This is a genomic window from Methylobacterium sp. J-072, assembly GCF_022829425.1.
Lineage (GTDB): Bacteria > Pseudomonadota > Alphaproteobacteria > Rhizobiales > Beijerinckiaceae > Methylobacterium.
On the sequence record NZ_JAKSYK010000020.1, the window covers coordinates 17,506 to 40,704 of the forward strand.

A 23,199-nucleotide genomic window follows, 5' to 3' on the forward strand; every position below is an offset into this window, starting at 1 on the left:
GACCGTCATATCCGCACGCCCATCATGCACCGCGTCGTCGAGCACGCGGGGGTCCTCTATTTCGGCGGCATTGTCGCCGAGGATCGCTCGGTCTCGATGAAGGGGCAGACCGAGCAGGTGCTGGCGCGCATCGACGCCCTGCTGGCCGAGACCGGCAGCGACAAGAGCAAGGTCTTGACGGCTACGCTCTACATCACTGACATGAACCTGAAGGACGAAATGAATGCTGCCTGGACCGCATGGTTCGCACCCGAACTCCTGCCGAGCCGCTCGACCATCGGCGTCGCCGAGCTCGGCCCCAACGTCCTGATCGAAGCCGTGATCACGGCCGCGAAATAGCGGGTTCCCGGCTTCGCTCCCGTATGGCGATCGAGGCCGGGACATGCCGCGCTGGGGGGCCTTCCAGCCATCAGCGGGCTACCCGGTGGGTCGGCATCAGGGCAGACGCCGTCTCCTCAAAGTTTGTTCGTCGTCCGGCAGCGGAATGGGCCGGCCCGTCAAACTCCGTTTCAGACGAGGGTCCAGAGGTTTCCGACTGCCATCAGCGCAACCCAAATTTCCGCCGGACCAGGACAATGCAAACCAGGCTGACGCTGGCCGCGAACATCAGGAAGAAGCTCGGGGCGAGCGCCGTATGGGTGATCGCGATCAGGCTCTCGATCCAGAACGGCGCAAAGCCGCCGAACAGCGTTACACCGACATTGTAGCTGATGTTCATGCCGGTGCTGCGCGTGCGCGTCGGGAAGATCTCGGCCATGAGCGCCGGAAGCGCTGCGCTGTAGCTCGCCTTGAGGCCGCCGATCAGCGCGAGCACCGGCACGATGACGAGCAGGGCCGGATAGCTGATCAGCAGCGCGAAGGCCGGAAACATCAGCACGAAGACCGCGATCACCACGGCCCGCATGATCGGCGTCCGGCCGATGCTGTCCGACCAGTGCCCGACAAGCGGCGCCACCGTCATCAGCATGACGGCCCCGACGAACGAGGCGACGAAGCCGATCCAGGAGGGCAAGCCGAGCTGGTTGACCGCGTAGGTCGGCGTGTAGCTGATCATGTAGTTCAGCGCCGTGGAGGTCGCCACGAGCCCGGTCGCCAGCAGGATGTTCAGCCATTGCTGCACGAACAGGTCGCGCATGGGCGAGTTGGTCGCCTCCCCTTCGGTCGAGTCCTCGAATTCGGGGGTCTCCGCGATGTTGCGCCTGATGTAGAGGCCGACTGGCCCGATCAGCAAACCGAACGCGAAAGGCAGGCGCCACCCCCATGAGGCGATCTGGTCCGCGCTCAGGGTGGCGCTCAGGATGACCCCGGACAGGGCCGCCATCACGCTGGCCAGGCCCTGGCTGGCAAACTGGAAGCTCGCGAAGAACCCCTTCCGCGCCGGACCGTGCTCGACCATGAAGGCGGTCGAGGCGCCGAACTCGCCGCCGACGGAAAAGCCCTGGATCAGCCGGGCGGCGAGCACGCCGATCGACGCGAAGATGCCGATCGACTCGTAGGACGGCATCACCACCATCATGAAGGTGCCGACCATCATGAGCAGGATCGACAGCATCAGCGCCGGCTTGCGGCCGACCCTGTCGGCGTACAGGCCGAGCACGATCGCGCCCAGCGGACGCATCAGATAGGAGATGCCGAAGCTGCCCAGCGCCAGCAACAGCGAGGTGGTCGGGTTGCTGGTCGGGAAGAACAGCTTCGAGATCGTGACCGCGAAATACAGGTACAGGGTCAGGTCGTAGAACTCGAGGGCATTGCCGATCGAGGACGCGATCACCGCCTTGTACATCTGTGACGCGTCGCGGGAGGGTGCTGTCGTCCTGACGACCTCGACCGGTTCTGTCATGATGAGCTTGATCCTGGTACGCGGCGACACATCGTGCGGTCCGGCGCGCTGGCCGCCGAATCGTTATCCACACCGGTGGCGAGCGCCCTAGAAGCCGCCGGCGTGGCCATCCTTGCGGGGGTCGGAGCCGCCGACGTAGCCGCCCTCGATCCGGCGCACGAGCTGCGCACCGCCGAAACCGAAGGCAGAATCCGGCGGCTCGCGCACGAGCTCGTGGCCCCGCGCCTCCAGCTCGCCCAGCACCGCGGCCGGAAAGGCGGTCTCGACCGCGACCTGCAATCCGGCGACGTGGCGCCAGCGGGGCGCATCCACGGCGGTTTGCGGGTCCTGCCCCCAGAGTTGGGTCCGCACGAGGACCTGCACGTGCCCCTGCGCCTGGATGGGGCCACCCATGAAGCCGAAGGCCATCAGCGGCGCACCGTCCTGCATGACGAAGCCCGGGATGATCGTGTTGAACGGGCGCTTGCGCGGGCCGACTTGGTTGGGATGGCCCTCGGCCAGGGTGAAGCCGTAGCCGCGGTTCTGCAGGCTGATTCCGGTCTCCGGCACCACCACCCCGGAGCCGAAGCCCGAATAGTTCGACTGGATGTAGGAGACCATCATGCCGCCGGCATCGCCGGTGGCGAGGCACACGGTCCCGCCCTCGTTCGGCGCCCCGTGCCCGAAGACCTGCGCGCGTCGTCGGTCGATCAGGGCCGCTCGGGAGGCGAGATAGGCCGGATCGAGCAGGTGGTCGTGGGTGACGTTGGTCATGTAGCGCAGGTCGGCCGCGTAAGCATAGACGTCCGCGAAGGCGAGCTTCATCGCCTCGATTTGGAGATGGAGCGCGTCCGGGCTGTCCGCCGGCAGGTCCGCGAGGCCGGTCGAGCGCAGGATCCCCAGCGCCATCAGGGCCGCGATGCCCTGCCCGTTCGGCGGGATCTCGTGCAGGCTCGCGCCGCCGAAATCCTGCCGGATGGTGCCGCACCAATCCGTGGAGTGCTCCGCCAGATCGCCCTCGTCGAGGGCGGCGCCATGCTGGCGGGCGAAGTCCGCGATCCGATGCGCCAGCTCGCCCCGGTAGAAGGCCTCGCCCCGCGTCTCAGCGATCAGCCGGAGCGTGCGGGCATGGCCGGGGGCCCGGAACAGTTCGCCGGCGGCTGGCGTCCGCCCGTCGGGCATGAAGGTCGCCGCAAAGCCGGGCTGGGTCTTAAGCTCCGCCGCGCCGCGCCGCCACAGCTCGGCGATGACCGGCGAGACCAGGAAGCCCTCCTCCGCGTAGCCGATGGCCGGCTCGAACAGGCGAGCGAACGGCAATTGGCCGAACCGCCGCGACAGCTCCACCCAGGCCGAGACCGCGCCGGGCAACGTGACGGTGTCCCAACCGCGATGCGGAAACGCGCTGTGATGGGCGAAGCGCTCCGGCGTCCAGCCGGCCGGCGAGCGCCCGGAGGCATTGAGCCCGTGCAGCTGGCCCTCGTGCCAGAGGATGCAGAAGGCGTCCGACCCGATGCCGTTGCCGGTGGGCTCGACCACGGTCAGCGCGATGGCCGCCGCCAGCGCCGCGTCGAGGGCGTTTCCGCCCTGGTGCAGCATCATCAGGCCGGCTTGTGTGGCAAGCGGCTGCGACGTGGCGACAAGGTTACGGGCGAAGACCGGCGAGCGGCGAGAGGCGTAGATCGCATCGTGTCGGTACTGCATCATCGGCCTCGTGAATGCGCCCGTCCCTTAGAACCTGGCTTGGCAACTCTTGTACCTCTTACGCTGGTCCACGTTGTGTCGTGTTTCACGACTCACGGATGACCTTGCCCCCAATCACCTCGTCATCCTTATTCGATGGTCAGCATGGATGGCCCATCCATTCGCCCGCCTTGCGTTCAGCCTCTACGCCCTGCCGGGCGGGCCGCCGCAGCGCCCGGGTCTACTCCGGGTGGCCGCGGGCGAAGGCAGTTGCATCGAGACGGAGGTCTGGGCGCTGCCGCCCGCCGCCTTCGGCGATTTCGTGGCTGCCATCCCGACGCCTCTCGGCATCGGCTCCCTAAGGCTCGCCGACGGGACGGCGCCAAAGGGCTTTCTCGTCGAGGCGGCTGGCGTCGCAGGTGCGGACGACATCACCCAGTTCGGCTGCTGGCGCAGCTACGTGGCAGGTGGTGCCGCGGGCTAACAGACCTGCCGCTTCTAAGAAGTCCCTGGACTCAAAGGATCGGCCACGCACCTTGCTATGCCAAGGCCGACGATCCCAATTGATCTGAATAATCTGTCTTGGCAACCTCACGCGATCAGATCGCGATGCGCGCGGTGCCTGTGCAGCCAAGTCCTGGCGTAGCCGCACAGGGGTACAATCCGGTCGCCGCTTGCCTGGGCGTGTGCCACCACGCCTTCCATGAGTTGTCCAGCAGCTCCGGTGCCTCGCAAGGCAGGTGGTGCGTAGACGTAGCTGATGATGAGGCAGCCTGATTCGCGCTGATAATCTGCGAATACAACTGCATCTCCGGCCCCCAGCTCGAAACGGCTTTGGTCGACGTTGTTGCGCACCAAGTCCGTCATGTTCTTCCCTTGCCTCACATCCATCGGAGCGCGTTTGACCACCTCCAGCCGGATTGAAACGCCATAGCTGTCGTCGGTGTCCGGCCTATCACTCCATCTCAAGGCCACAGTAATCGGCCCGAAATTGCAAGCTATGGAGATTGTTAGGCTGGAAACGCCGATCGCCGGCTTGGGCACCAGCTTCGTCATCCCGATCATCTAACAGCGCGACTATCCGCTCTACGACATCGAGCGCGAGCTCCGCGAGATGCTCGAACTCCTCTCGCGGAATGGCTTTGGCCATCACCCGACGGCTCGTGGGAAATGGAACGACATTGCTCATGATCAGCCCCAGACCTTCACGGCTTCCATGAGGAGATCGCGATTCCGGATCGCCCCCTCGCATAAGATCTCGTCCTTGATGCGCAGGCTTAGGGCTTCGTCGCGCTGCCAGTCGTCCTGCGGCCTTCGCAGTCGCACCTCATCGGCGATGCGGTCACGGATCAGGGCCGCACGCGAGGCTTCCTGCTCAGCAAGATCGCCAGCTGCATTGGGGCGCACGCCGACGATTGGGTCATGGCTCTCTGCGAACGGCTGACAGCCTACCGCGAGCCACTGGTGGTGAATCGCCTCAAACACGTCGAAGAGATTGCTGAGCTGGGTGATGTTGAGGCCGCTCAGTTCCACCGCGTCAGCCTGCGTCTTAGCCAACGGCATGGGTTGAGGCACAGCCGGCTCCTCGGCTTTCCGTCCCAGAACGCGGGCGGCCGAGGCACCTACGTCGGCAGCCCGCTCGCGCAGGGACGTGCGCGGGCCAGCCGGTGCCTTCCTGGAGGGGGATTTGGTCATGGTCCTCTCCCTCACGCGAGAGGAAGGTAGCCGTAGGCGAACACGCCCCCGGCGATGATGAGGGTAGCGGCCAACGCCTCGCCAGCGAGATCCAGGAAGCGCCGGGCACGGACGTGCGCCGTATCGGGGCGGATAGGAGCTACAGCCTCCCACGGCTCGATGGCGCCAGGCATCGGCTCATTCGGCAGGATGGGGGTACGGCGTTCGCTCGGAAGCTCGCGGACTGTCCCGATCACAACCGGCCGGCGAATTGGGACTGGCTGGCTGAAGTCCGGGATTTCAGTGAAAGGCTGAGAAGGCGAGCGCGGGCGTTCACCGGCGCGAGCCGGTGCTGTAGGCTTACTGGTAGCCATGATCGTCTCCGAAGGACGTGTCTGGTGAGGGCCGTTTCGGGGTGCCAGCCCCGTTGCGGCCCGTCTTTTATGCGCGTATAAAATAGGTATGTCAATTAATGCGCGCAAAAATTCGACGCGTGGCCGCCCCTCTGTTGACAGCGAGGAGGTCCGCGCGCGCATGCACCGGCCAATGCTAGACGCGCTCGATGGTTGGATTGCCGATCAACCAGAGCCGAAGCCTTCTCGGCCCGACGCCGTCCGAGAGGTCGTTTCTGAGCATCTGAAGGCGAAGGGCTACCTGAAATGAGAGAAGCGCTGGGCGGCGTTCTCATGAGCCTGATGCTCCTTTCGCACCCAGCCTTCAGTCAGGGCAAAGTTGAGGAAGCCTTCTCGGATCAGTTTCTGGCCTCGGAGGCTCGGGTTCGCTTGCGCGTCGCATCGCAGTTCCCACTTCCCCCACTCACCCAGTTCCGCAACATCCGGCGCATCATCACCGAGGCTGCGGTGCAGGAGGAGTTCTGCGGACAGGTGAACGCGTTTGACGAGACCGGCGCCTCGACTGGCTACCGACTCTTCCTCTACCTGCGGCACGGCGAAGAAGAGCGCGTACAGATCCTCGGGTCCGAGGTGCTGAATGGCTTCCGGATTGGTCGCAAGATGATAGGCGCCCTTAAACGAGTTGGCTGCCTGTGAGGCTGCCACCCTCATCCGCCGCCTGGAGATGCGCTGAAGCCGAAGTGGTCGTGGGGAGGACAGGCATATGCGTATGGGACGATCGAAGCGTAGGCTGCCCGACAGCCTGACCCAGCACCTGTCGGATCCGAAGATCGTTGCCTTCAGGCCTCGAACCAATCAGCGCCGGGCCAATCTTCGGACCGAAGCCGCAAAAAGGTTCTACCTCTCGATCGTAACCCTCACCGTCGTCGTGCTGTCTGGTGGTTACCTGCTGCGCCTCTGGTAGCCGCACTTGAAGCCGCCGGCGTCATCTTCATTAAGAAGAACGGCCAGGGGCCGGGGGGGGTGCGACGGGTGCGATGCTTGGTTCTGGGCGGCCAAGCGCCGGCATCATCCAACTGTCCCAGAATGTATGAGTCGGGATTGCGGCCCATCATGTGTTGCCTTGCCCGCCAGTCGCGTTGCTGCTGCGTCAGCAGGTGAATCCAAGGCGGCGGTCCGTTGGGGTCAACGACCCGGTCCTGATCGTCATCCATCGTGGCCTACCTTGGGTTTGCGGCAAGGCAGAGCTTACACGAGATCGGTCCGGCCTGGGTTTTGATGGGTCCGGACGGTAGTCCCGATCAGTCCGTCACCATTTCTCAGGCCCTTCCCAGCCGGATTCGATCACTGCCGCCGTCTTGGCGAAGGAGGGCTGCAGCTACCTGCGGGCGAAAAGCATCACGTCATCCCCCGGGCAGCGCGAGACCGCTGCGAACGAGCTCGTCAACGCCGCTTGCTGATAATCAGCTCGGCGGCGAGCACGCGACGGGAGAGGTAAGAGGCGATCGGCATCGTCCAGCTTTGCCGCGTAGGTTCGGCCGGCGCGAGATCACGCTATTCCGGTTCGGCCCGGTGTCCACCGAGTCTGCGCCAGGTCGCAGGCGGAACGAACGTGTCAGCGGTCCGCTTTCCTCGACAATTCGAAGAACCAGGGAGAACGCCGTGGATGATGATCGCGTGTGGTCGTTCGAGAAGAGCCTGTGGACCTGCGACGCAGATCACTACCGCGAGCTCGTCGACGAAGAATGTCTCATGGTCCTTCCACAGCCGCCATTCGTCCTCGGTGGGACCCAGGCGATCGAGGCGGTCGCCTCCACGCCGCGGTGGGCCGCGATCGAGATCTCGGACAAGCGGATCAGCCGTCCGCAGGAAGGTCTCATCGTGATCGCCTATCATGCAGAGGCGAGCCGCGACGGCGAAACGTACGAGGCACACTGCACATCGACGTACCGCCGTCTGGAGCACGAGGTTTGGCGCGTCGTGCAGCACCAGCAAACGCCTCCGCTCGTGACACCCGCCGCAAAAGTCAGCAGCTGATTGGTGGGATATGGGCGGCCCTAACAGGCCGCCCGCAGAACCACCGGTGTCATCATCATCAAGAAGAACGGCGAAGAGCCAGGGCGGCCCGTCCTGAAAGGAGCAATTTATGCTGAGTCCGGTTGAGGCTTTGAGAAAGCTGCGCGAGGAGATGGTGATGGATCGCCGCAGATCGGTAGATCAGCAGGAAAGTATCCGGAACGTGCAGGCCGAAATCGAGGCAATCGATAGGGCTATCGTAGATGAACTAGCTATGCAGAGCAGCGCCGACTCGAAGTCTGGCAGTATCTCAATTTGAAGTCTGAACCTGGTTCTGCGCGCTCCTCGACTCCGTTTCGTACGTTCGCACGTCCTCTCCCGCTGCCGTATGCATGACGATAAACAGGAGGCTCCCATGGCAGATCAAGATCGTGCGCTCATCAACACGCACGGCGAACAAGATAACGTGGCCTTGGCCCAGTTAGGAGCGTCCGTGATCCTGGCGTGGCCCTTATTAGATCCCGACCTGCAGCGCGATTTAATCGCAACAGCCGCCGTTGTGGATGGCGTCAAACGAGATCCGAGCTTTGAAGAAATTCTGACCCGGCTCGTTCAGATGAATAATCGGGGCGGTGGTTAAGTATGCCCACTGGACCCATGGGCCAGCGATGCGATGCCAAAGCGATCAGCAGCCCCATCTCGGCGATTCTGATCGCTGTTGGCGTCATCTTCATCGAGGAGAATGGCGAGGGGCCGGGTGTGCGGTTGCGCAAAGCTGGACCGACTGATGCCCCGTAGCGTACCCCATGCTCCGGACGTGCGGTTCGCCGTCGACCCGGCCGACATCCCGGCCGAGAAGGTCGCCCGCCGTCTGCACCTGACCATCGTGCAGTTTGAGACGTGCAAGGTAAGGCTGTTCACCCGGGGCTTCCCTCGCCCGGATCCTGACACCGGCATGTACTGCCTGGAAGCGGTCGATCGCTGGCGCTTGCAGCGGCACCCGACCCTGTTTCCTGAGCTTACACCGCCGGGCCGAACTGCGACTGGTGCCGCTCCTGAGAAGGATCTGGCAGCGATGGCCCGTGAAGCCTACGAGCGCCGCGCTGCTGGGAAGGCCCCTTTGGCTGCACCTGCGAGGACGAGAGGTGTCGGCAGACCGAAGAAACACTCCAGCGCAATCGATTGAGCTGCCGGCCCGGCCGCCTACTGACAGAGTGGAATAGCACACTATTTCTCTCGCCCACAGGTTGAGAGGAGCGCCAGTGTCCGAGAACTCCAGCGACGTCCAGGGATACCGCGAGACCAAGGCCGCAAGGGCCGCTGAGCCTGCGGAGACCGTCTCCGACAAGCCCAAGCGCGCTGGCCGGCCGCGCAAGGCCAAGGAAACCACATGGGCGTAGGACGGCAAAAGGCCCCTCGTCACCATTACTGAGGAGATCTTGGTTGTACGGGAGTGCCGTCTCGAACCGTAGCAGTCGTTACGGGCAGGAATGGCGGTGACCATCGTTGCCCCGATACGTGCCGCTCCGACAGTCACACGATCTGACTTTATATGGCCTCGCCCGGCTCTCGACCTGGCGTGTTCCGGATGTCAACAACGCCCCCCTCCCGCCGGCTTCCGCCCCAGAGCTGACCCATAATCGCACCGAGTGAACTGGTTTTCGTTCCAAGATTATTTATTTTCGATAGAGATCGATAATATTTTGTTCATCTTATAGTGCAAAAAAGCGGTGTGCGCCAGAAAATGGATGCCTTTCAATGTCTTCCAGCGTCACCCTCACCGCCGCCACCCGCCAGAACCTGCTTTCGCTGCAGGACACGGCTGCGCTGACCGCGACCACGCAGAACCGGCTTTCCACCGGCCTGAAGGTCTCCTCGGCCCTCGACAACCCGGTGAATTTCTTCACGGCCCAATCGCTCAGCCAGCGCTCGGGCGATCTCGGCAACCTGCTCGACGGTATCTCCAACGGTATCCAGGCGATCCAGGCCGCCAACCAGGGCATCACCTCAATCCAGAAGCTGGTCGATCAGGCCAAGTCGGTCGCCAACCAGGCACTGTCCACCCAGATCACCACCACCGGCACCGCCTCAAGCGCCTATGTTGCCCCGACTGGCGCCGCTACCCTGAACCTTTATATCAATGGCGCCGCTACCACCGTTTCACTAGCGACGGGCGACACAATTGATCAGACCCTCACCAAGCTCAACACGGTTGTTGGGGCCGGTAGCTTCACGAAGAGCACCGACGGCACCAAGATTGTGATGAACGCGTCCTCGGATCTGGAGTTCAAGGACACACCCAGCCAGACGGCGCTCGGTTTCGCTGCCGGTACGGCGAATTCGGGCCCCAGTTACGGAACGAGCACACTGACCACGATGGCGAGCCAGAGTTCGGACCTGAGCGTGTCCGGCGTCTCGGCCCGGGCGACGCTCGCCTCGCAGTACAATAGCCTGCTGACGCAGATCGATCAGCTCGCAGGCGACTCAAGCTTCAACGGCACGAACTTGATCAACGGCAAAAGCGACAACAATAATTTGACGATCAATTTCAACCCAAAGGGCAACTCAAACCTTCAGGTAACGGCGACCGACGAGACATCTAGCGGTCTAGGGCTGACGTCGATTACGAGTATATCGAACAAGACATCAACGATTGGTCAGGGCAACTTCCTGCTCAACGCCGACGTCAATACGACCCTGAACAAGCTCACAACTGCATCCAGTCAGCTACGTACCGACGCTTCTACGTTTGGTTCAAACCTGTCAGTAGTGCAGAACCGTCAGGATTTCACGAAGAACCTAGTCAATGTGCTCGATACCGGTTCGTCGAACCTGACGGCGGCCGATCTGAACCAGGAAGCTGCGAACTCGCAGGCCCTGTCGACCCGTCAGTCGTTGGGCATCTCGGCCCTGTCGCTGGCCAACACCGCCCAGCAGGGCATCCTGCAGTTGCTGCGGTAAGGGTCTGCGACCTCCACGTTGAAACGGCCGGCGCGCGCCCCGGCCGTTTCCGTTAGTGCTCCGGCCGGCCAAAGCGCCATGGCGGGGATGCCGCGTCCGGGTCAGCTGCGCTGAACAGGGGCTTACCGACGAAACGTGTCCCCGAGGGGGGCGCTCTTGGGAATTCTGGCTGATTCAGGCGCTTGCCCGCACCAGTTTGTGGGGCCCGGAGTTTCCCGTGCCCGAACCTGCATTCGTCCTGCATTACTACGATTCCTCCCCTTACTCGGAGAAGATCCGTCGGGCCTTCGGCATCAAGGACCTCGACTGGGCCTCGGTCGAGATCGCGGCACTCCCGCCCCGCCCGCTTCTCGATCCGCTAACGGGCGGATATCGGCGCGTGCCAGTGCTGCAGGTCGGTGCCAAGGAAGCGGCTTAGGCCTGAGCCCAAGCGGGGAGATCTGCTGTTTCCTCCGGCGATCCCCATGTCACCTATCGCGGCGGTTGAGCCTTCTCTGGCTCCTGCAAGCGAGCGCGCCGGTCGCGGTGTTCCCGCCGTTCACGCGCGGCCGGCGCGTCTTTTCGCAGCCTGGGTCGGGCGTCATACTCCTCAACGAAGAAGGAAAGTTTGACTTTTCGGGGGTCAGCAACTCGGGTGCAGCTATTGCAGCACCCGAGCCCCGCCCGCAGCAACACGGAAGTGGGAGGGCGGCGGGAGCCGGGCAACCTGGGAGAAGGCGTGGAAGGCCTTCGAGGCGATGCACAAGGGCGAGGGCCGCCTCGACGCCTCCGCCGGCCGTGCCGGTGTCGTGGGCGGCACGAAGGTCGAGGCGAACGGCTCCGTGAACGTCGTCGTTCAGAAGCCTGGTCCGGAGACGAACATTCGTACCTCAGCCTCTGGTAATTTGTTCAATGATGTGATGCTGAGCCGCGGTAGGACGATGGCTCCTGCGGATAAGGGATGAGAAGCTATGTCTGTCTTGTCGCGTTTTTTTCAGGCAGGTTCCTTTTCATCTGTTAATATTCCGGCAGCGTCGGGTAGAAATGATCACTATCTCGGTCTTGATTTTCTCCGCGGTGTCGCGGCCCTAGCAGTCGTGCTGTACCATTCCTCGACGCGATTTAACTTACCTTTTTTATTTCCTCACGGATATCTGGCCGTCGATTTCTTTTTTTCTTTGAGTGGTTTTGTAATTGCACGGGCCTACCAGACCCGAATTAGTTCGGGGCGATTGGCTGTTCCGGAGTTCGTGCTCATTCGCGCGATCCGCCTAATACCACTTATCGTTCTGGGTACGCTGGTTGCAGCTATCGGCGAGTTTGCACGACCGGGAATAACTAACCAGCATCAGCACTTGATCGATGCGGTATCAGCCTTTTTGCTTAACATTATACTGATGCCGATGCTGTACCCAAACTCACTGACATTCACAGTCTTCCCGTTGAATGGTCCGTCTTGGTCGCTCTTTCTGGAGGCTGTTGCAAACGGAGTCTTCGCGGTTTGGGCTTGGTCCCGTCTAAGGCTACATACGTTGGTCCCGCTTCTCATAGTTAGTTTTCTCGGGATGATCTGGGGTGTACACTTGACAGGCAAAATTGATTTCGGCGCTGTCAGAGATGATTTCTGGCTAGGGTTTCCACGCGTGGGGTGGTCATTTTTTTCAGGAATAATCTTATTCCATTTCCGAAACCACTCACCGAATGTTTTATTTATTATACCGACATGTGTGTTAATATTCGTATTATTAACGCCCGATTTAGGGCATATTAACTCTACGTTTGACACTGTTTGCGTCTTGTTCGTCTTGCCTTGGATAGTATGGGCCGCCTCCTTAGCGCGGTTCAGGTCGACAGGACGGCGCTGGTCAGCATGGAGCGGCGATCTCTCCTATCCGATCTACACCCTGCACTATCCGCTACTCAGGTACCTCGGTGGGGGTGGGACAGTGCTGCAGCTGCCTCTATTTGGACGCCTTGGAGTTGTCTTTTGTGCAACTTTAATGATTTTGGTAGCCTCTGCTGTGGCCTATGTTCTATTTGATGCGCCCATAAGAAAATGGCTCACACAAAAACTCGTTCTTCCTCGACTTTTACGAAAACATCACGGTCTCAAGTTTCTTGAATAAAGACACTCGAATTGTTGAGGGGCGTTGAATGCAAGTAAAAAAATGGACCAAGGCTGGGGTCACGACCTCAGCCACCGGCAACCTCTTCAGCGACAGCGTGCAGATCCACCGGCGGCAGATGGCGTCGATTAGAGCCAACGCACTTGTCAAAAATCGCCCGGGAACACCGGTGGTCTTTCGTGCTTTCAGGAGGGTACACCGCAACGACAGCACTCATGGTCGCGTATGATCCGCTCTTCGATCCTCACCCTCTTGCTCGTTGGGTGCTCAGCGTTGCCCATTCACGCTGCTGATGCTCAGGTTGGTCCCGACGCGCTCAAGCCGATGCTGCAATCGGACAGCCTGGTCTTCAACGGCTTCACGAAGGCGAAGGATGGCCGGCTGTTCTCGCCATTCCAGCGCCAGACGAAGGGCAAGGGCATCGAACTCGGCGAATGGCGCGACGGCAAGCCTGTCGCATTCCCTGACGAGGCGTGGAACGCGTGGAAGCATGGTGACGACCCGGCCAAGGCCTTCGTGGCGGTCAACGCTATCCGCATCGGGCCTGACGGTGACCTCTGGGTGGTCGACAAGGGCGCACCCGGCATGGGCGAGGCACCCCTCCAAGGTGGCCCGAAGCTCGTGCAGATCGACCTTGCCACCAACGCCGTCCTCCGGGTCTACCCGCTGCAGGCGGCGACGACCGAACGGAGCTTCATCGACGATTTCCGCTTCAATGGCCGCAACGTCTACCTGACGGATGCCGGTCAGCCCGGGCTGATTGTGCTCGATCTCGACACGGGAACCTTGAGGCGCGCGCTCGATGGGCACTGGTCGACCATCGCGCAGCGTCCGCTCACCGGCCAGGGCCGCACGTTGCGGGACGACAAGGGCAAGCTCCTGTTCATCCACGCCGATCAGCTCGAAGTTTCCCCTGACGGTAAGACGTTCTACTACCAAGCGTGTACCGGCCCCCTCTACAGCATCGAGACGCGCTATCTGGACGACTCCGGCATGAGCGAGGCCGAGCGGGCCAAGCACGTGAAGCTGTTCGCAGCCACCGTGGCGACCGGTGGGACCGCAATCGACGCGGACGGGACGATCTACGCGAGCGACACAGACGGGTTGCGCATACTCAAAATTGCTCCGGACGGAAGCGTGAGCACGCTCTTGGAGGATCCGCGGCTGGTCTGGGTCGACGCAATGTGGATCGATGAGCAGGGCAGCCTGTGGATCCCGGCAGCGCAGATGAACCGCACGCCGACGATGAACGGCGGCGAGGCGTCGGCGGTGAAATTCCCAACGACGATCTATCGGCTGGAGATCGGCGCGAAGCCGCTGCGCAACTGATCACAGCTCGGACCATCGCTCTCAGGCATGGGCGACCGGCAGTTCGGTGACCTGCGTCGTGTAGCGCGGCGTGCGCATCTCGAACTTGGTGCTCCAATCGCGCCTCGTTACGAGCCCGGAACGGGCCGGTACCACCGCACCTCGACCCCAACGCGCATTGCAGGCGTCCATCGCCGCCATCAACGGCCCTGAGCGCTCCCGGTCCATCCGTCCGATCAGCGCCCGCGGGCTGTGCGCCAGCAGCACCAGATCGTTGGTGACGATCCCCGCCTTGGAATACCGCCACGGTCGCTCGCCCGGCTCGCGCCAAGTCTTCGCCACCCCGTGCCGCGCCGCCTTGATCAGCGCCAGCGTGTCCGACGTGTGCTCCGGCAGCGTGACCGTCGTCGAAACCGATCGCATCGGCGCGTCCCGATCATGCTCGCTCGTATGGTAGAAGACCGTGACGTGGTTGGTCGCCAGCCCCTCGCGCCGCAGCTTCTCGCCCAGGCGCGTGGCGTGGGCCGATACCGCCTCCTCGAGCGTGGCCCGATCCTCGATCCGGCCGGAGAATGAGCGGGTGACCGCGCAGCCCTTCCGCCGGGCTGGGACCATCTCCAGCGGCAGGCAGGCCAGCCCGCGCAGCTCGTGGATGATGCGCTCACCCACGACCGTCAGCCCCTTGCGCACCGGCCGGGGATCGAGGTCGCGCAGGTCTGCGACGCTGTCCACGCCCATGGCCTCCAGCTTGGCGAGCGAGGCCCGGCCGATGCCCCAGACCTCGGCGACGCCGATCCGGCAGAGCCAGTGCTCGTAGGCCGCCACGTCGGTCAGGTCGCACACGCCCCGCAGCTCGGGCACGGCCTTGGCGATGTGGTTGGCGAGCTTCGCCAGGGTCTTGGTCGGGCCGATGCCGACGCAGGTCGGGATGCCAGTCCAGGCCCGCACGGTGGCGCGCAGATCCCGGGCGAGTTCCACCCGCAGGCTTGGCGCCACGTCCGAGAGGTTCAGGAAGCTCTCGTCGATCGAGTAGATTTCGACCTGGGGCGCGAACTGGCGGTAGACCGCGTTCGTGCGCCCCGACATGTCGCCGTAGAGCGTGTAGTTCGAGGAGAACACGCGCACGCCCTGGACTCGGCACATGTCCCGGATCTTGAAGTACGGGTCGCCCATCCGGATGCCGAGCGCCTTGGCCTCGCTGGTCCGGGCGATGGCGCAGCCGTCGTTGTTCGAGAGCACGATCACCGGCACCGCAGCGAGCTTCGGATCGAACACGCGCTCGCACGAACAATAGAAGCTGTTGCCGTCGATCAGCGCCACGGCGCGCCCACCGCCGATCCGATTGCGCTGGCGCAGCTGCAGGGCGTTCACGACAGCCGGCCTCGCGCGACATGCCACCGGATCGAGAAGCGCACCACGCCCCAGATCACACCCTCGCCGAGCTCGTCGACCGCGAAGGCCGGCAGGTCTGGGCTGCAAAAGGCCAGACGGGCGACGTTGCCGTCGATCACCAGGCGCTTGCAGCTCATCTGCCCGTCGATCGCCGCCACCACCACGCTACCATGGGACGGCTTGAGGCTGCGGTCGACGCAGGCGAGATCCCGGTCATAGATCCCGGCCCCCTCCATGGACGAGCCGGAGATGCGCCACAGGAACGTGGCGGGCGGGTTCGGCACCAGCCAGCGCGGCAGCTCCAGCGCGCCCTCCAGGAAGTCGTCCGCCGGGCTGGGGAAGCCCGCGCACAGGGCTTGCCCGATCAGCGGGACCCGCACGGCGTCGGGGCTCTGGATCAACAGCTCGTCGACCCGATTGAGTTGCACCTGCCGCCCCGCTCGCGTGAGAACAAACGCGAACAGACCCGATACGAGTCCGTGGTTCAACGGATGATCGCAGAGGGCATCATCTTGCCGGTGGAGGGCTGTGGATCGCTCCTAAAAACGCGTGCGCAGGCAGCCACTTGCGATGCCCTGCCGCGCCTCGTGTGTGCCTCTCGGCTCCCGCCTCAGGGCGTCGGCGGGCGTATTACCACAACCGCGACATATCGGGCTGCGGGAGCGTTTGGTGGGTCGCCTCGAAGCCGTCGGCGTCATCTTCATCGAAGAGAACGGCGAAGGGCCGGGAGTGCGGCTGAAGAAAGCCAGAAAGGCGAGACCATGTCCGACGCGATCGCGGATAGTCGCCGGTCTTGCCGTCCTTGACCTTCAGGAGCTTGCCGGTGTTGCCGAAGGTCCATCCGTGGAACTGGCACGTGAAGCTGCCCTTGTTGCCGTGCTTGCGCCGGCAGATCATCGCGCCGCGATGGGCGCAGGCGTTGATCAACGCGTGCAGCGTGCCCTCCTTGTCGCGGGTGATCATGATCGGCTGACGGCCGATGCTGGTCGTGAAGTAGTCGTTCGGCTCGGGGATCTGGCTCTCGTGGGCCAGATAGACCCAGTTGCCTTCGAAGATGTGCTTCATCTCTAGCTCGAAGATCTCCGGGTCGGTGAAGATGTCGCGGCGGCACCGGAAGAGGCCGCTCTCGGCATCGTCGACCACCGCCCGCCCGAGCTTGTCCTGGATTGTCGTCATGGCGAACCTCCTCAGATCATAAGTCAGCCGGCAAGCGCGCGCTGGCGCGTCGAGAGGCTTTCGTCGTCGGCCTTGGCCGCGGGCGGCAGCGTGAAGTCGAACGCGATGTCGGCGTAAGGACTGTTCAAGCCGGCCGCGTGGATCTCCGCCGGATCGTCCTGGTGCACGACGTGCGGAATGAGGTTTTCGTTCGTCGCGTAGGCGAAATCATCGAAGATGTAGGGATCCCCCTCGATGTTGATCTGCGTCGTCAGATGACGATACCCGGGGGCGGATATGAAGAAGTGGATGTGCGCGGGCCGAATACCGTGACGGCCGACGGCGCGGAGCAGCAGGTCGGTGCTGCCGCCTGGAGGCACGCTGTATCCGGAGGGGACGATGCTGCGGAACTCGTAGCGACCGTCCTGGGTCGCCTTGACCCGCCGGCGCATGTTGAAGTCCGACTGCGACGGGTCGAAGAACGAATAGTTGCCCTTGGTATTGGCGTGCCAGACGTCCACGATCGCGCCGGGGATCGGATGGCCGGCCACGTCGCGCACGTAACCGTGCATGATGAGCGTCTCGGCCGGGTCGCTTCCGTCGTCGATCCGCGCCCCACTCTCGACCAGGGGCGCACCGGCGACGTAGAGGGGGCCCTCGATCGTCCGGGGCGTCCCTTCCGGGATTCCGGCGGCCCGGTCCTTGATGTCGGCCCGGATGTCGAGGAACCGCTCGAAGCCGAGGCCGGCGGCCCAGAGCCCGAATTCCGGGGCGCCGCCCGCGACGAAGTTGAGGGCGTGCCAGAACTCGTTTTCGCTGACGTCGAACCGGTCGATCGTATCGAACAGATCGCCGACGATCTTGCGGACGATCTCTTTGGTGCGGCGGCTTCCCACCCCCGCATCATTGTCGATGCCGGCGATCTTATCGAGGAACGCTTCGATCTCGGCGGACTTCGTCAATGTCGTCATGTCGCCTCTCCTAGGGGGATGGTTTTCCGACGCCGCGGTTTTACCGGCGGTCGTCGTCAGGATCGGATCAGGGGCCGACCGGGGTGCCGTCAGGCCGGCTCTTGAAGGATCTCGCGCCGGCGTCGCTGCCGGAGGGCGCCCGCTCGATCCCATCGACAGCGCTGAGGGTCGATGGCGAGCGAAGCGGTTTCAGGCGCAGGTAGACCCGGCGCTTCGAAGAGCTTCGCTGCGGGACCTCACGGCATCGCGCACCGGAGAGCCGATCTGTCGGCGGCTCGTGCCGCGCGTTCGGCGAGACATCGAACGATAAAGGTATCGATCTGATAGTGCGATCATGGCCTTAGGCGCGGCCTCCCTTTCGTTTTTAGTCTAGTGAGAGTATGCCTTCGTCGCCTGTGCATCAAAGATCATTGCAGTCTTGAGCGCATACCGGGAGGGTATGGGGTTGGACCTGCGACAGCTTCGATACTTCGTCACGGTCGCATCCGAGCGGAACTTCAACCGGGCCGCCGAACGGCTCCGCATCGCCCAGCCGCCCCTCAGCCGGTCCATCCAGCAGCTGGAAGCGGAGCTGCGCGTCACGCTGATCGATCGGGTCAGCCGGCCCCTGACCCTCACCCCGATCGGACAGCTCTTCCACGATCAGGCGATCCAGATCCTGCGTCGGGTCGACGACATGCGCACGATGATGAACGCCGCCGTCGCGGCCGAACGGAGACGGTTCACGATCGGCTTCGTCGCATCGACGATCTACGCGCGCCTCCCCGCTCTCATCCGCGAGTTCCGTGCGGAGATGCCAAATGTCGAGCTGTCCCTGGTGGAGAGTGGGACGCTCGACCAGATCGCGGCCCTCAAGGAAGGGCGGATCGATGTCGGCTTCGGCCGCATCCGGTTCGAGGACCCGGCGGTGCGCCGGACCGTGCTTCGGCGCGAGATGCTCGCGGCCGCGGTGCCGATCGGCAGCCCTCTCGGTCGCGGCGGCGACCGGGTATCCCTGGCGACCCTGGCGCAGGAGAGACTGATCCTCTATCCGAGCTCGCCGCGGCCGAGCTATGCGGACCAGGTGTTGTCGGTGTTCCACGATGCCGGCGTCGAACTCGGACTGATCCACGAGGTGCGCGAGCTGCAGATCGCGATCGGGCTGGTCGCCGCGGAAGAGGGCATCGCCATCGTGCCGGAATCGGTCCGCCAGGCCCGCACGGAGGATGTCCGCTACGTCGAACTGGCCGAGCCGGTCTCGTCACCGATCATCATGAGCTATCGGATCGGCGACATCTCGCCGGAGATCGCAAGCCTCAAGGGCATCATCGCCCGCAAATACGCGGATTGGGGCTACGGCGTGCCGGAGGCCCTGCGGGCTGTCCAATCCGAGACGGGCGACGCTTGATCCGTCCGTTCGGCTCCATGGGCCAATCCACATGGGTGCGATGATTGACCCTGACCCAGCCAACGGGTCCGCGCTGAGCGCAAGTTTTCGGGCCTCCTGAACCCTGCAGGAGGGTGGATGCCATGCCCTGCAAACGCTTCACGAACGAACAGATCGCCTTCGCCCTGCGGCAGGCGGAGAACGGTGCGACGGTGGACGAGGTCTGCCGGAAGATGGGCGTATTCGAGCCAACCTTCTACCGCGGGAAGAAGCAGTTCGTCGGCATGGAGGTGCCGGAGATCTGCCGGCTCAACCAGCTGGAGGACGAACAGCAAGCTGAAGCGGCTGGTCGCGGACCTGACGCTGGACCGCTCGATGCGTGCCGAGACGTGCTCAAGCGAAGGTGGTGAGGCCCGCCGCTCGCCGCGAGGTCGCCGCTCACCTGCAGGTGCCTATGACGTCAGCGAGCGTCGGGCCCGCCAGGCCACCGGCGTCAGTCGTTCGTCGCAGCGCTACAGGAAGCGATCCGACCCGCAGGTCGCAATGCGCATGCGTCTGAAGGCGCTGGCCGCCGCGCGGGTCCGTTACGGCTATCGGCGGCTGCACATCCTGCTGCGACGGGAGGGCTGGGAGGTGAACCACAAGCGCACCGACCGGATCTACTGGGACGAGGGGCTGTCGATCCAGTCCAACCTGCCCAAGCGCAAGCGCGCCTGGCGCTATCGCCAGGGGCGACCGGCGATCGGCGGACCCAACGAGGTCTGGGCGATGGACTTCATGTCCGACCGCCTGTTTGACGGGCGTCCGTTCCGGATCCTGACCCTCGTCGATTGCCATACGCGAGAGTCACGCTCACTCACACCGAGAACCAACGTCCGCGCCTTCCAGGTGACCGAGGCGCTGGACGCTTTGGTTCGGCTAAGGGGGCGGCCTTAGAGCCTGCGGGTGGACAACGGACCTGAGTTCGCCGGTCGTATGCTCGACCCGTGGGCCTACCTGAACGGGGTCGAGATCGGCTTCTCCCGGCCGGGCAAGCCGACCGACAACGCCGACATCGAGTCGTTCAACGGCTGCCTACGGGCGGAATGCCTGAACGCCTCGTGGTTCCTGTCGCTGACCGATGCCCGAGAGCGCATCGAGACATGGAGGTGCCACTACAATGAAGATCGACCCCACACGGCCCTGGGCGGTTTGACGCCCCGAGCCTTCGCCAACCAAGCTGTCACCGCCCGGGAACTTGTATAGGCGGTAGACCACAAACGGGGTCAACTCCAAGCCCGCCGTGCACTAACTTTAGCCTTGGACTACCTCACGGGGGCCGATCGCGAGGCTCGGCGGATGGATCACCGATCAACGAAAGGCACACCGATGGGGTTCGCCGGCCCTGTCGAGCCAAGTCGGATCGAGCCTCGCTGCCCCTGTCGCTCCGGCGCCATCACTTCAGGCGCGCGGCGGCCCAGGCGATGTGGTCGGCCATGAAGGTCGAGATGAAGAAGTACGAGTGGTCGTAGCCCTCGCGCATGTTGAGGGTCAGCGCGATGCCGGCCTTCTGGCAGGCCTCTTCCAGCAGCCAGGGGCGCAGGCCGTCCTGAAGGAAGCTGTCGGCGGTGCCCTGATCCACTAGGAACTCGGGGAAGCGCTTGCCGTCCTCGATCAGCGCGGTGGCGTCGTGGGCGCGCCAGGCGGCCGTGTCGGACCCGAGATACTTCTCGAAGGCGGGCTTCGACCACCCGGCCGTCGAGGGCTGGGCGATCGGTGCGAAGGCGGAGCAGGACTTGAAGCGCTCGGGGTAGGTCAGCGCGATGGTCAGCGCCCCGTGGCCGCCCATGGAATGGCCGAAGATGCCCTGGCGGGTCATGTCGGCGGGGAATTCCTGCGCGATGAGCGCCGGCAACTCCTCCGTGACGTAGCTCCACATCCGGTAGTTCTTGTCGTAGGGCGCCTGCGTGGCGTCCAGATAGAAGCCGGCGCCGGAGCCGAACTGCCAGTTGCCCTCCTCGTCCGGGATGCCGGGGCCGCGCGGGCTGGTATCCGGAGCCACGATGATCACGCCGTGCTCGGCCGCCGCTGCCCGGTACTCGCCCTTGTCCATGACGTTGGTGTGCGTGCAGGTGAGCCCGGACAGGTACCACAGCACCGGGACCGGGCCGTTCTCGGCCTGGGGCGGCACGAACACCGCGAAGGTCATCGGGCAGCCCGTGGTCTGGGCATCGTGCTTGTAGACGCCCTGCGTGCCGCCATGGGCGCGGGCCTTCGAGATGGTTTCCATCACCTGTGATCTCCTGCGAGGGGGCTGAGACGATCGTCTTCAGGAATTCGCGGCTCTCCGCCCCCTTGCGGGGAGGAGTTGGAGGTGGGGGTGGCTCCGCCAGCCTCAGCCGGCCGAGGGTCACCCGCCCCCCACCCCTGGCCCCTCCCCGCAAGGGGGAGGGGAAGCGCCTTCATCGGCGCGCGTGTCAGTAGACGACCACGGAGCGGATCGACTTGCCCTCGTGCATGAGGTCGAAGCCGTGGTTGATCTCCTCCAGCGGCATGGTGTGGGTGATCAGATCGTCGATGTTGATCTTACCCTCCATGTACCAGTCGACGATCTTCGGCACGTCCGTGCGGCCGCGCGCGCCGCCGAAGGCCGAGCCCTTCCAGACGCGGCCGGTGACCAGCTGGAACGGACGGGTCGAGATCTCGCGGCCGGCCTCGGCCACGCCGATGACGATCGACTCGCCCCAGCCGCGATGGCAGCATTCGAGGGCCTGGCGCATCACGTGGACGTTGCCGGTGCAGTCGAACGAGAAATCGGCGCCGCCGCCCGTGAGATCGACGATGGCCTGGACCACCTTGTCGGTGCCGATCTCGCTCGGGTTGATGAAGTCGGTCATGCCGAACTTGCGGGCCATGGCCTGCTTCTCCGGGTTGATGTCGACGCCGATGATCTTGTCGGCACCCACCATCCGGGCGGCCTGGAGCACGTTGAGGCCGATGCCGCCGAGACCGAACACCACCACGTTGGCGCCCGGCCAGACCTTGGCGGTGTAGATCACCGCGCCGATGCCCGTGGTCACGCCGCAGCCGATGTAGCAGATCTTGTCGAAGGGGGCGTCCTCCCGGATCTTCGCGAGCGCGATGGCGGGCAGGACCGTGAAGTTCGAGAAGGTCGAGCAGCCCATGTAGTGGAACACGGTGCTTGAACCGCCGGGGCTGCCGCCGGTGGAGACGCAGGAGAAGCGGCTCGTGCCGTCCGGCATCACACCCTGGCCCTGGGTCGCCCGGATCGCGGTGCACAGGTTGGTGCGCTGCGAGAGGCAGGACTTACAGTTGCGGCATTCCGGCGTGTAGAGCGGGATGACGTGGTCGCCGGGCTTCAGCGTGGTGACGCCGGCGCCGACCTCGCGGACGATGCCCGCGCCCTCATGGCCGAGGATCGCCGGGAACTTGCCCTCGGAATCCAAGCCCGAGAGGGTGTAGGCATCGGTGTGGCAGATGCCGGTGGCCATCAGCTCGACGAGAACTTCGCCGGCCTTGGGCCCCTCGATGTCGATGGTCTCGATCGTGAGGGGCTTCTTGGCCTCCCACGCGACCGCGGCGCGCGTCTTCATCACGTGTTCCTAGTGTCTGGACGATCACGGACGGCGTCGAACGGCCGACTCTTCGGCGCACCTCGCTCAAGGGCTGTGCACCGAACGGTCCGAAAATCTGGTGCGTGTGTGATGGTTCTGGCGCCGGGATGCAACGTCTGCGTTCGGGTTTCGGGCATGCCCACTCGATTTGCTTCCGACGACGCGCGATCAGTACCGCTCTGCGCCAAGTGCGTGTCGCCTGCCGGTTTGAAGGGGCACATCCCGACCAGCGTGCAGCGAAGGAGGTCGGGCACGACGAGTTCGATGCGTGCGGCCCCGGGTGAGGCCGATGGCGAGCTTGATGCCCTCTGGCCTCCGCTTTCGCCGGGGCGATCAGGGCGCGCCGATGCGGGATCGACGCGCCCATCGAGGGGAGGGGCCTCACGCTGCCAGTTCGGGCTGCCGAATCGGGACGGGCAGGTTTCCGGCGAGCTCGGCCTTGATCATCGCCAATCCCTTGCTCGCGAGCGCCAGGGTCGGCGCATTGGTGTTGCCGCTCACGATACGGGGCATGATCGAGGTGTCGACGACCCGCAGCTCGCGTATGCCGCGCACCCGCAGCGTTGGGTCGACCACCGCGGCGTCGTCAGTGCCCCTCCGCGGCGGAACCTTCACGGCCGAGCGCAGCCAGGAATGGTGCAAGAGCCACGGCATGCACCGCCGCGGCGTCGAGAAGGATCCAGATCAGAAGGACCCACATCCTGAGCTTGTCGAAGGACGTCGTGCCGGAGCGGCGCCGGGTGGTCGATCCTTCGGCAAGCTCAGGATGAGGGCACCTTCGGCTG

The 23,199-nt window shown here is 64.1% G+C and carries 24 protein-coding genes and 3 pseudogenes; 14 read left to right on the plus strand and 13 right to left on the minus strand.

Annotation, left to right across the window (positions count from 1 at the left end; genetic code table 11):
- Positions 1-24 precede the first annotated feature (24 nt).
- A complete protein-coding gene (locus MKK67_RS01045) occupies positions 25-339 on the plus strand; it encodes a RidA family protein (RefSeq protein WP_279594641.1) in 315 nt (104 codons plus the stop codon).
- Between the two features lie 202 nt (positions 340-541).
- On the opposite strand, the gene MKK67_RS01050 is transcribed toward MKK67_RS01045, so the two are convergent.
- Together MKK67_RS01050 and MKK67_RS01055 are read right to left on the minus strand one after the other, a co-directional pair.
- A complete protein-coding gene (locus MKK67_RS01050) occupies positions 542-1,840 on the minus strand; it encodes an MFS transporter (protein WP_243961115.1) in 1,299 nt (432 codons plus the stop codon).
- A gap of 87 nt (positions 1,841-1,927) precedes the next feature.
- A complete protein-coding gene (locus MKK67_RS01055; protein ID WP_243961179.1) occupies positions 1,928-3,520 on the minus strand; it encodes a gamma-glutamyltransferase family protein in 1,593 nt (530 codons plus the stop codon).
- Between the two features lie 175 nt (positions 3,521-3,695).
- Between MKK67_RS01055 and MKK67_RS01060 the strand changes: the two are divergent.
- Positions 3,696-3,983: pseudogene (locus MKK67_RS01060) on the plus strand (allophanate hydrolase); the annotation flags it as partial.
- Positions 3,984-4,090: 107 nt separating this feature from the next.
- Here MKK67_RS01060 and MKK67_RS01065 read toward each other — a convergent pair.
- From MKK67_RS01065 to MKK67_RS01075, 3 genes are all read right to left on the minus strand, one after another.
- Positions 4,091-4,564: a GNAT family N-acetyltransferase gene (locus tag MKK67_RS01065; protein ID WP_243961117.1), complete on the minus strand. Its 474-nt coding sequence runs from the start codon at positions 4,562-4,564 to the stop codon at positions 4,091-4,093.
- Between the two features lie 126 nt (positions 4,565-4,690).
- Positions 4,691-5,194, minus strand: a complete 504-nt coding sequence (locus MKK67_RS01070) for a hypothetical protein (protein WP_243961119.1) — start codon at positions 5,192-5,194, stop codon at positions 4,691-4,693.
- A gap of 11 nt (positions 5,195-5,205) precedes the next feature.
- The gene (locus MKK67_RS01075) at positions 5,206-5,367 is read right to left on the minus strand and encodes a hypothetical protein (RefSeq protein ID WP_243961129.1); all 162 of its coding nucleotides are present in this window, start codon (positions 5,365-5,367) and stop codon (positions 5,206-5,208) included.
- Between the two features lie 492 nt (positions 5,368-5,859).
- Between MKK67_RS01075 and MKK67_RS01080 the strand changes: the two genes are divergently transcribed.
- The 10 genes from MKK67_RS01080 (at position 5,860) to MKK67_RS01125 (ending at position 13,937) form a co-directional block, all read left to right on the plus strand.
- Positions 5,860-6,222: a hypothetical protein gene (locus MKK67_RS01080; RefSeq protein WP_243961131.1), complete on the plus strand. Its 363-nt coding sequence runs from the start codon at positions 5,860-5,862 to the stop codon at positions 6,220-6,222.
- 67 nt (positions 6,223-6,289) lie between these two features.
- On the plus strand, positions 6,290-6,490 hold the full coding sequence (locus MKK67_RS01085) for a hypothetical protein (protein ID WP_243961133.1): 201 nt from the start codon (positions 6,290-6,292) through the stop codon (positions 6,488-6,490).
- 698 nt (positions 6,491-7,188) lie between these two features.
- Positions 7,189-7,563 carry a DUF4440 domain-containing protein gene (locus tag MKK67_RS01090; protein ID WP_243961135.1) on the plus strand — a complete coding sequence of 125 codons (375 nt, stop codon included), beginning with the start codon at positions 7,189-7,191 and terminating at the stop codon, positions 7,561-7,563.
- A 394-nt stretch (positions 7,564-7,957) separates the two neighbouring features.
- Entirely contained in the window at positions 7,958-8,182 is a 225-nt protein-coding gene (locus tag MKK67_RS01095) for a DUF3684 domain-containing protein (RefSeq protein WP_243961138.1), read from the plus strand.
- 177 nt (positions 8,183-8,359) lie between these two features.
- Positions 8,360-8,728 (plus strand): hypothetical protein, encoded by a 369-nt coding sequence (locus MKK67_RS01100; RefSeq protein WP_243961140.1) that lies wholly within the window; start codon positions 8,360-8,362, stop codon positions 8,726-8,728.
- 76 nt (positions 8,729-8,804) lie between these two features.
- A complete protein-coding gene (locus MKK67_RS01105; protein WP_243961142.1) occupies positions 8,805-8,942 on the plus strand; it encodes a hypothetical protein in 138 nt (45 codons plus the stop codon).
- A gap of 358 nt (positions 8,943-9,300) precedes the next feature.
- Complete coding sequence (locus MKK67_RS01110; protein ID WP_243961144.1) at positions 9,301-10,503, plus strand: flagellin; 1,203 nt, start codon at positions 9,301-9,303, stop codon at positions 10,501-10,503.
- Between the two features lie 217 nt (positions 10,504-10,720).
- Entirely contained in the window at positions 10,721-10,921 is a 201-nt protein-coding gene (locus tag MKK67_RS01115; RefSeq protein WP_243961146.1) for a glutathione S-transferase N-terminal domain-containing protein, read from the plus strand.
- Positions 10,922-11,453: 532 nt separating this feature from the next.
- Positions 11,454-12,608, plus strand: a complete 1,155-nt coding sequence (locus MKK67_RS01120; protein WP_243961148.1) for an acyltransferase family protein — start codon at positions 11,454-11,456, stop codon at positions 12,606-12,608.
- 324 nt (positions 12,609-12,932) lie between these two features.
- The gene (locus tag MKK67_RS01125; RefSeq protein WP_243961156.1) at positions 12,933-13,937 is read left to right on the plus strand and encodes an SMP-30/gluconolactonase/LRE family protein; all 1,005 of its coding nucleotides are present in this window, start codon (positions 12,933-12,935) and stop codon (positions 13,935-13,937) included.
- A 21-nt stretch (positions 13,938-13,958) separates the two neighbouring features.
- Here the strand turns inward: MKK67_RS01125 and MKK67_RS01130 are convergent, their stop codons facing one another.
- The 4 genes and pseudogenes from MKK67_RS01130 to catA form a co-directional block, all read right to left on the minus strand.
- Positions 13,959-15,287, minus strand: coding sequence for a Y-family DNA polymerase (locus tag MKK67_RS01130; RefSeq protein ID WP_243961158.1), 1,329 nt, complete (start codon positions 15,285-15,287; stop codon positions 13,959-13,961).
- Positions 15,284-15,736 (minus strand): LexA family protein, encoded by a 453-nt coding sequence (locus MKK67_RS01135; protein ID WP_243961160.1) that lies wholly within the window; start codon positions 15,734-15,736, stop codon positions 15,284-15,286. The genes MKK67_RS01130 and MKK67_RS01135 overlap by 4 nt, the downstream gene beginning before the upstream one ends.
- 349 nt (positions 15,737-16,085) lie before the next feature.
- Positions 16,086-16,484 (minus strand): annotated as a pseudogene (locus tag MKK67_RS01140) (Rieske 2Fe-2S domain-containing protein); the annotation flags it as partial.
- Between the two features lie 23 nt (positions 16,485-16,507).
- Positions 16,508-17,434, minus strand: a complete 927-nt coding sequence (catA, locus tag MKK67_RS01145) for a catechol 1,2-dioxygenase (RefSeq protein ID WP_243961167.1) — start codon at positions 17,432-17,434, stop codon at positions 16,508-16,510.
- A 445-nt stretch (positions 17,435-17,879) separates the two neighbouring features.
- On the opposite strand from catA, the gene MKK67_RS01150 reads away from it, so the two are divergent.
- On the plus strand, positions 17,880-18,821 hold the full coding sequence (locus tag MKK67_RS01150; protein WP_243961169.1) for a LysR family transcriptional regulator: 942 nt from the start codon (positions 17,880-17,882) through the stop codon (positions 18,819-18,821).
- 122 nt (positions 18,822-18,943) lie between these two features.
- Positions 18,944-20,045, plus strand: a pseudogene (locus MKK67_RS01155) (IS3 family transposase).
- Between the two features lie 190 nt (positions 20,046-20,235).
- Here MKK67_RS01155 and fghA read toward each other — a convergent pair.
- The 4 genes from fghA to MKK67_RS01175 form a co-directional block, all read right to left on the minus strand.
- Positions 20,236-21,069 (minus strand): S-formylglutathione hydrolase, encoded by an 834-nt coding sequence (gene fghA, locus MKK67_RS01160; RefSeq protein ID WP_243961181.1) that lies wholly within the window; start codon positions 21,067-21,069, stop codon positions 20,236-20,238.
- A 187-nt stretch (positions 21,070-21,256) separates the two neighbouring features.
- A complete protein-coding gene (locus MKK67_RS01165) occupies positions 21,257-22,393 on the minus strand; it encodes an S-(hydroxymethyl)glutathione dehydrogenase/class III alcohol dehydrogenase (protein WP_243961171.1) in 1,137 nt (378 codons plus the stop codon).
- Between the two features lie 402 nt (positions 22,394-22,795).
- Positions 22,796-22,990, minus strand: coding sequence for a GMC oxidoreductase (locus MKK67_RS01170; RefSeq protein WP_243961173.1), 195 nt, complete (start codon positions 22,988-22,990; stop codon positions 22,796-22,798).
- A 10-nt stretch (positions 22,991-23,000) separates the two neighbouring features.
- A partial coding sequence (locus tag MKK67_RS01175; RefSeq protein ID WP_243961175.1) for a hypothetical protein occupies positions 23,001-23,199 on the minus strand: 199 nt, incomplete at its 5' end.

What these genes read in the sequence shown, in the direction of transcription:
- MKK67_RS01045 (WP_279594641.1), top strand. Translation starts at nt 25, where the DNA reads ATGCACCGCGTCGTCGAGCACGCGGGGGTCCTCTATTTCGGCGGCATT.
- MKK67_RS01050 (WP_243961115.1), bottom strand. Translation starts at nt 1,840, where the DNA reads ATGACAGAACCGGTCGAGGTCGTCAGGACGACAGCACCCTCCCGCGAC.
- MKK67_RS01055 (WP_243961179.1), bottom strand. Translation starts at nt 3,520, where the DNA reads ATGCAGTACCGACACGATGCGATCTACGCCTCTCGCCGCTCGCCGGTC.
- MKK67_RS01065 (WP_243961117.1), bottom strand. Translation starts at nt 4,564, where the DNA reads ATGATCGGGATGACGAAGCTGGTGCCCAAGCCGGCGATCGGCGTTTCC.
- MKK67_RS01070 (WP_243961119.1), bottom strand. Translation starts at nt 5,194, where the DNA reads ATGACCAAATCCCCCTCCAGGAAGGCACCGGCTGGCCCGCGCACGTCC.
- MKK67_RS01075 (WP_243961129.1), bottom strand. Translation starts at nt 5,367, where the DNA reads ATGCCTGGCGCCATCGAGCCGTGGGAGGCTGTAGCTCCTATCCGCCCC.
- MKK67_RS01080 (WP_243961131.1), top strand. Translation starts at nt 5,860, where the DNA reads ATGAGCCTGATGCTCCTTTCGCACCCAGCCTTCAGTCAGGGCAAAGTT.
- MKK67_RS01085 (WP_243961133.1), top strand. Translation starts at nt 6,290, where the DNA reads ATGCGTATGGGACGATCGAAGCGTAGGCTGCCCGACAGCCTGACCCAG.
- MKK67_RS01095 (WP_243961138.1), top strand. Translation starts at nt 7,958, where the DNA reads ATGGCAGATCAAGATCGTGCGCTCATCAACACGCACGGCGAACAAGAT.
- MKK67_RS01110 (WP_243961144.1), top strand. Translation starts at nt 9,301, where the DNA reads ATGTCTTCCAGCGTCACCCTCACCGCCGCCACCCGCCAGAACCTGCTT.
- MKK67_RS01120 (WP_243961148.1), top strand. Translation starts at nt 11,454, where the DNA reads ATGTCTGTCTTGTCGCGTTTTTTTCAGGCAGGTTCCTTTTCATCTGTT.
- MKK67_RS01125 (WP_243961156.1), top strand. Translation starts at nt 12,933, where the DNA reads ATGCTGCAATCGGACAGCCTGGTCTTCAACGGCTTCACGAAGGCGAAG.
- catA (WP_243961167.1), bottom strand. Translation starts at nt 17,434, where the DNA reads ATGACGACATTGACGAAGTCCGCCGAGATCGAAGCGTTCCTCGATAAG.
- fghA (WP_243961181.1), bottom strand. Translation starts at nt 21,069, where the DNA reads ATGGAAACCATCTCGAAGGCCCGCGCCCATGGCGGCACGCAGGGCGTC.
- MKK67_RS01165 (WP_243961171.1), bottom strand. Translation starts at nt 22,393, where the DNA reads ATGAAGACGCGCGCCGCGGTCGCGTGGGAGGCCAAGAAGCCCCTCACG.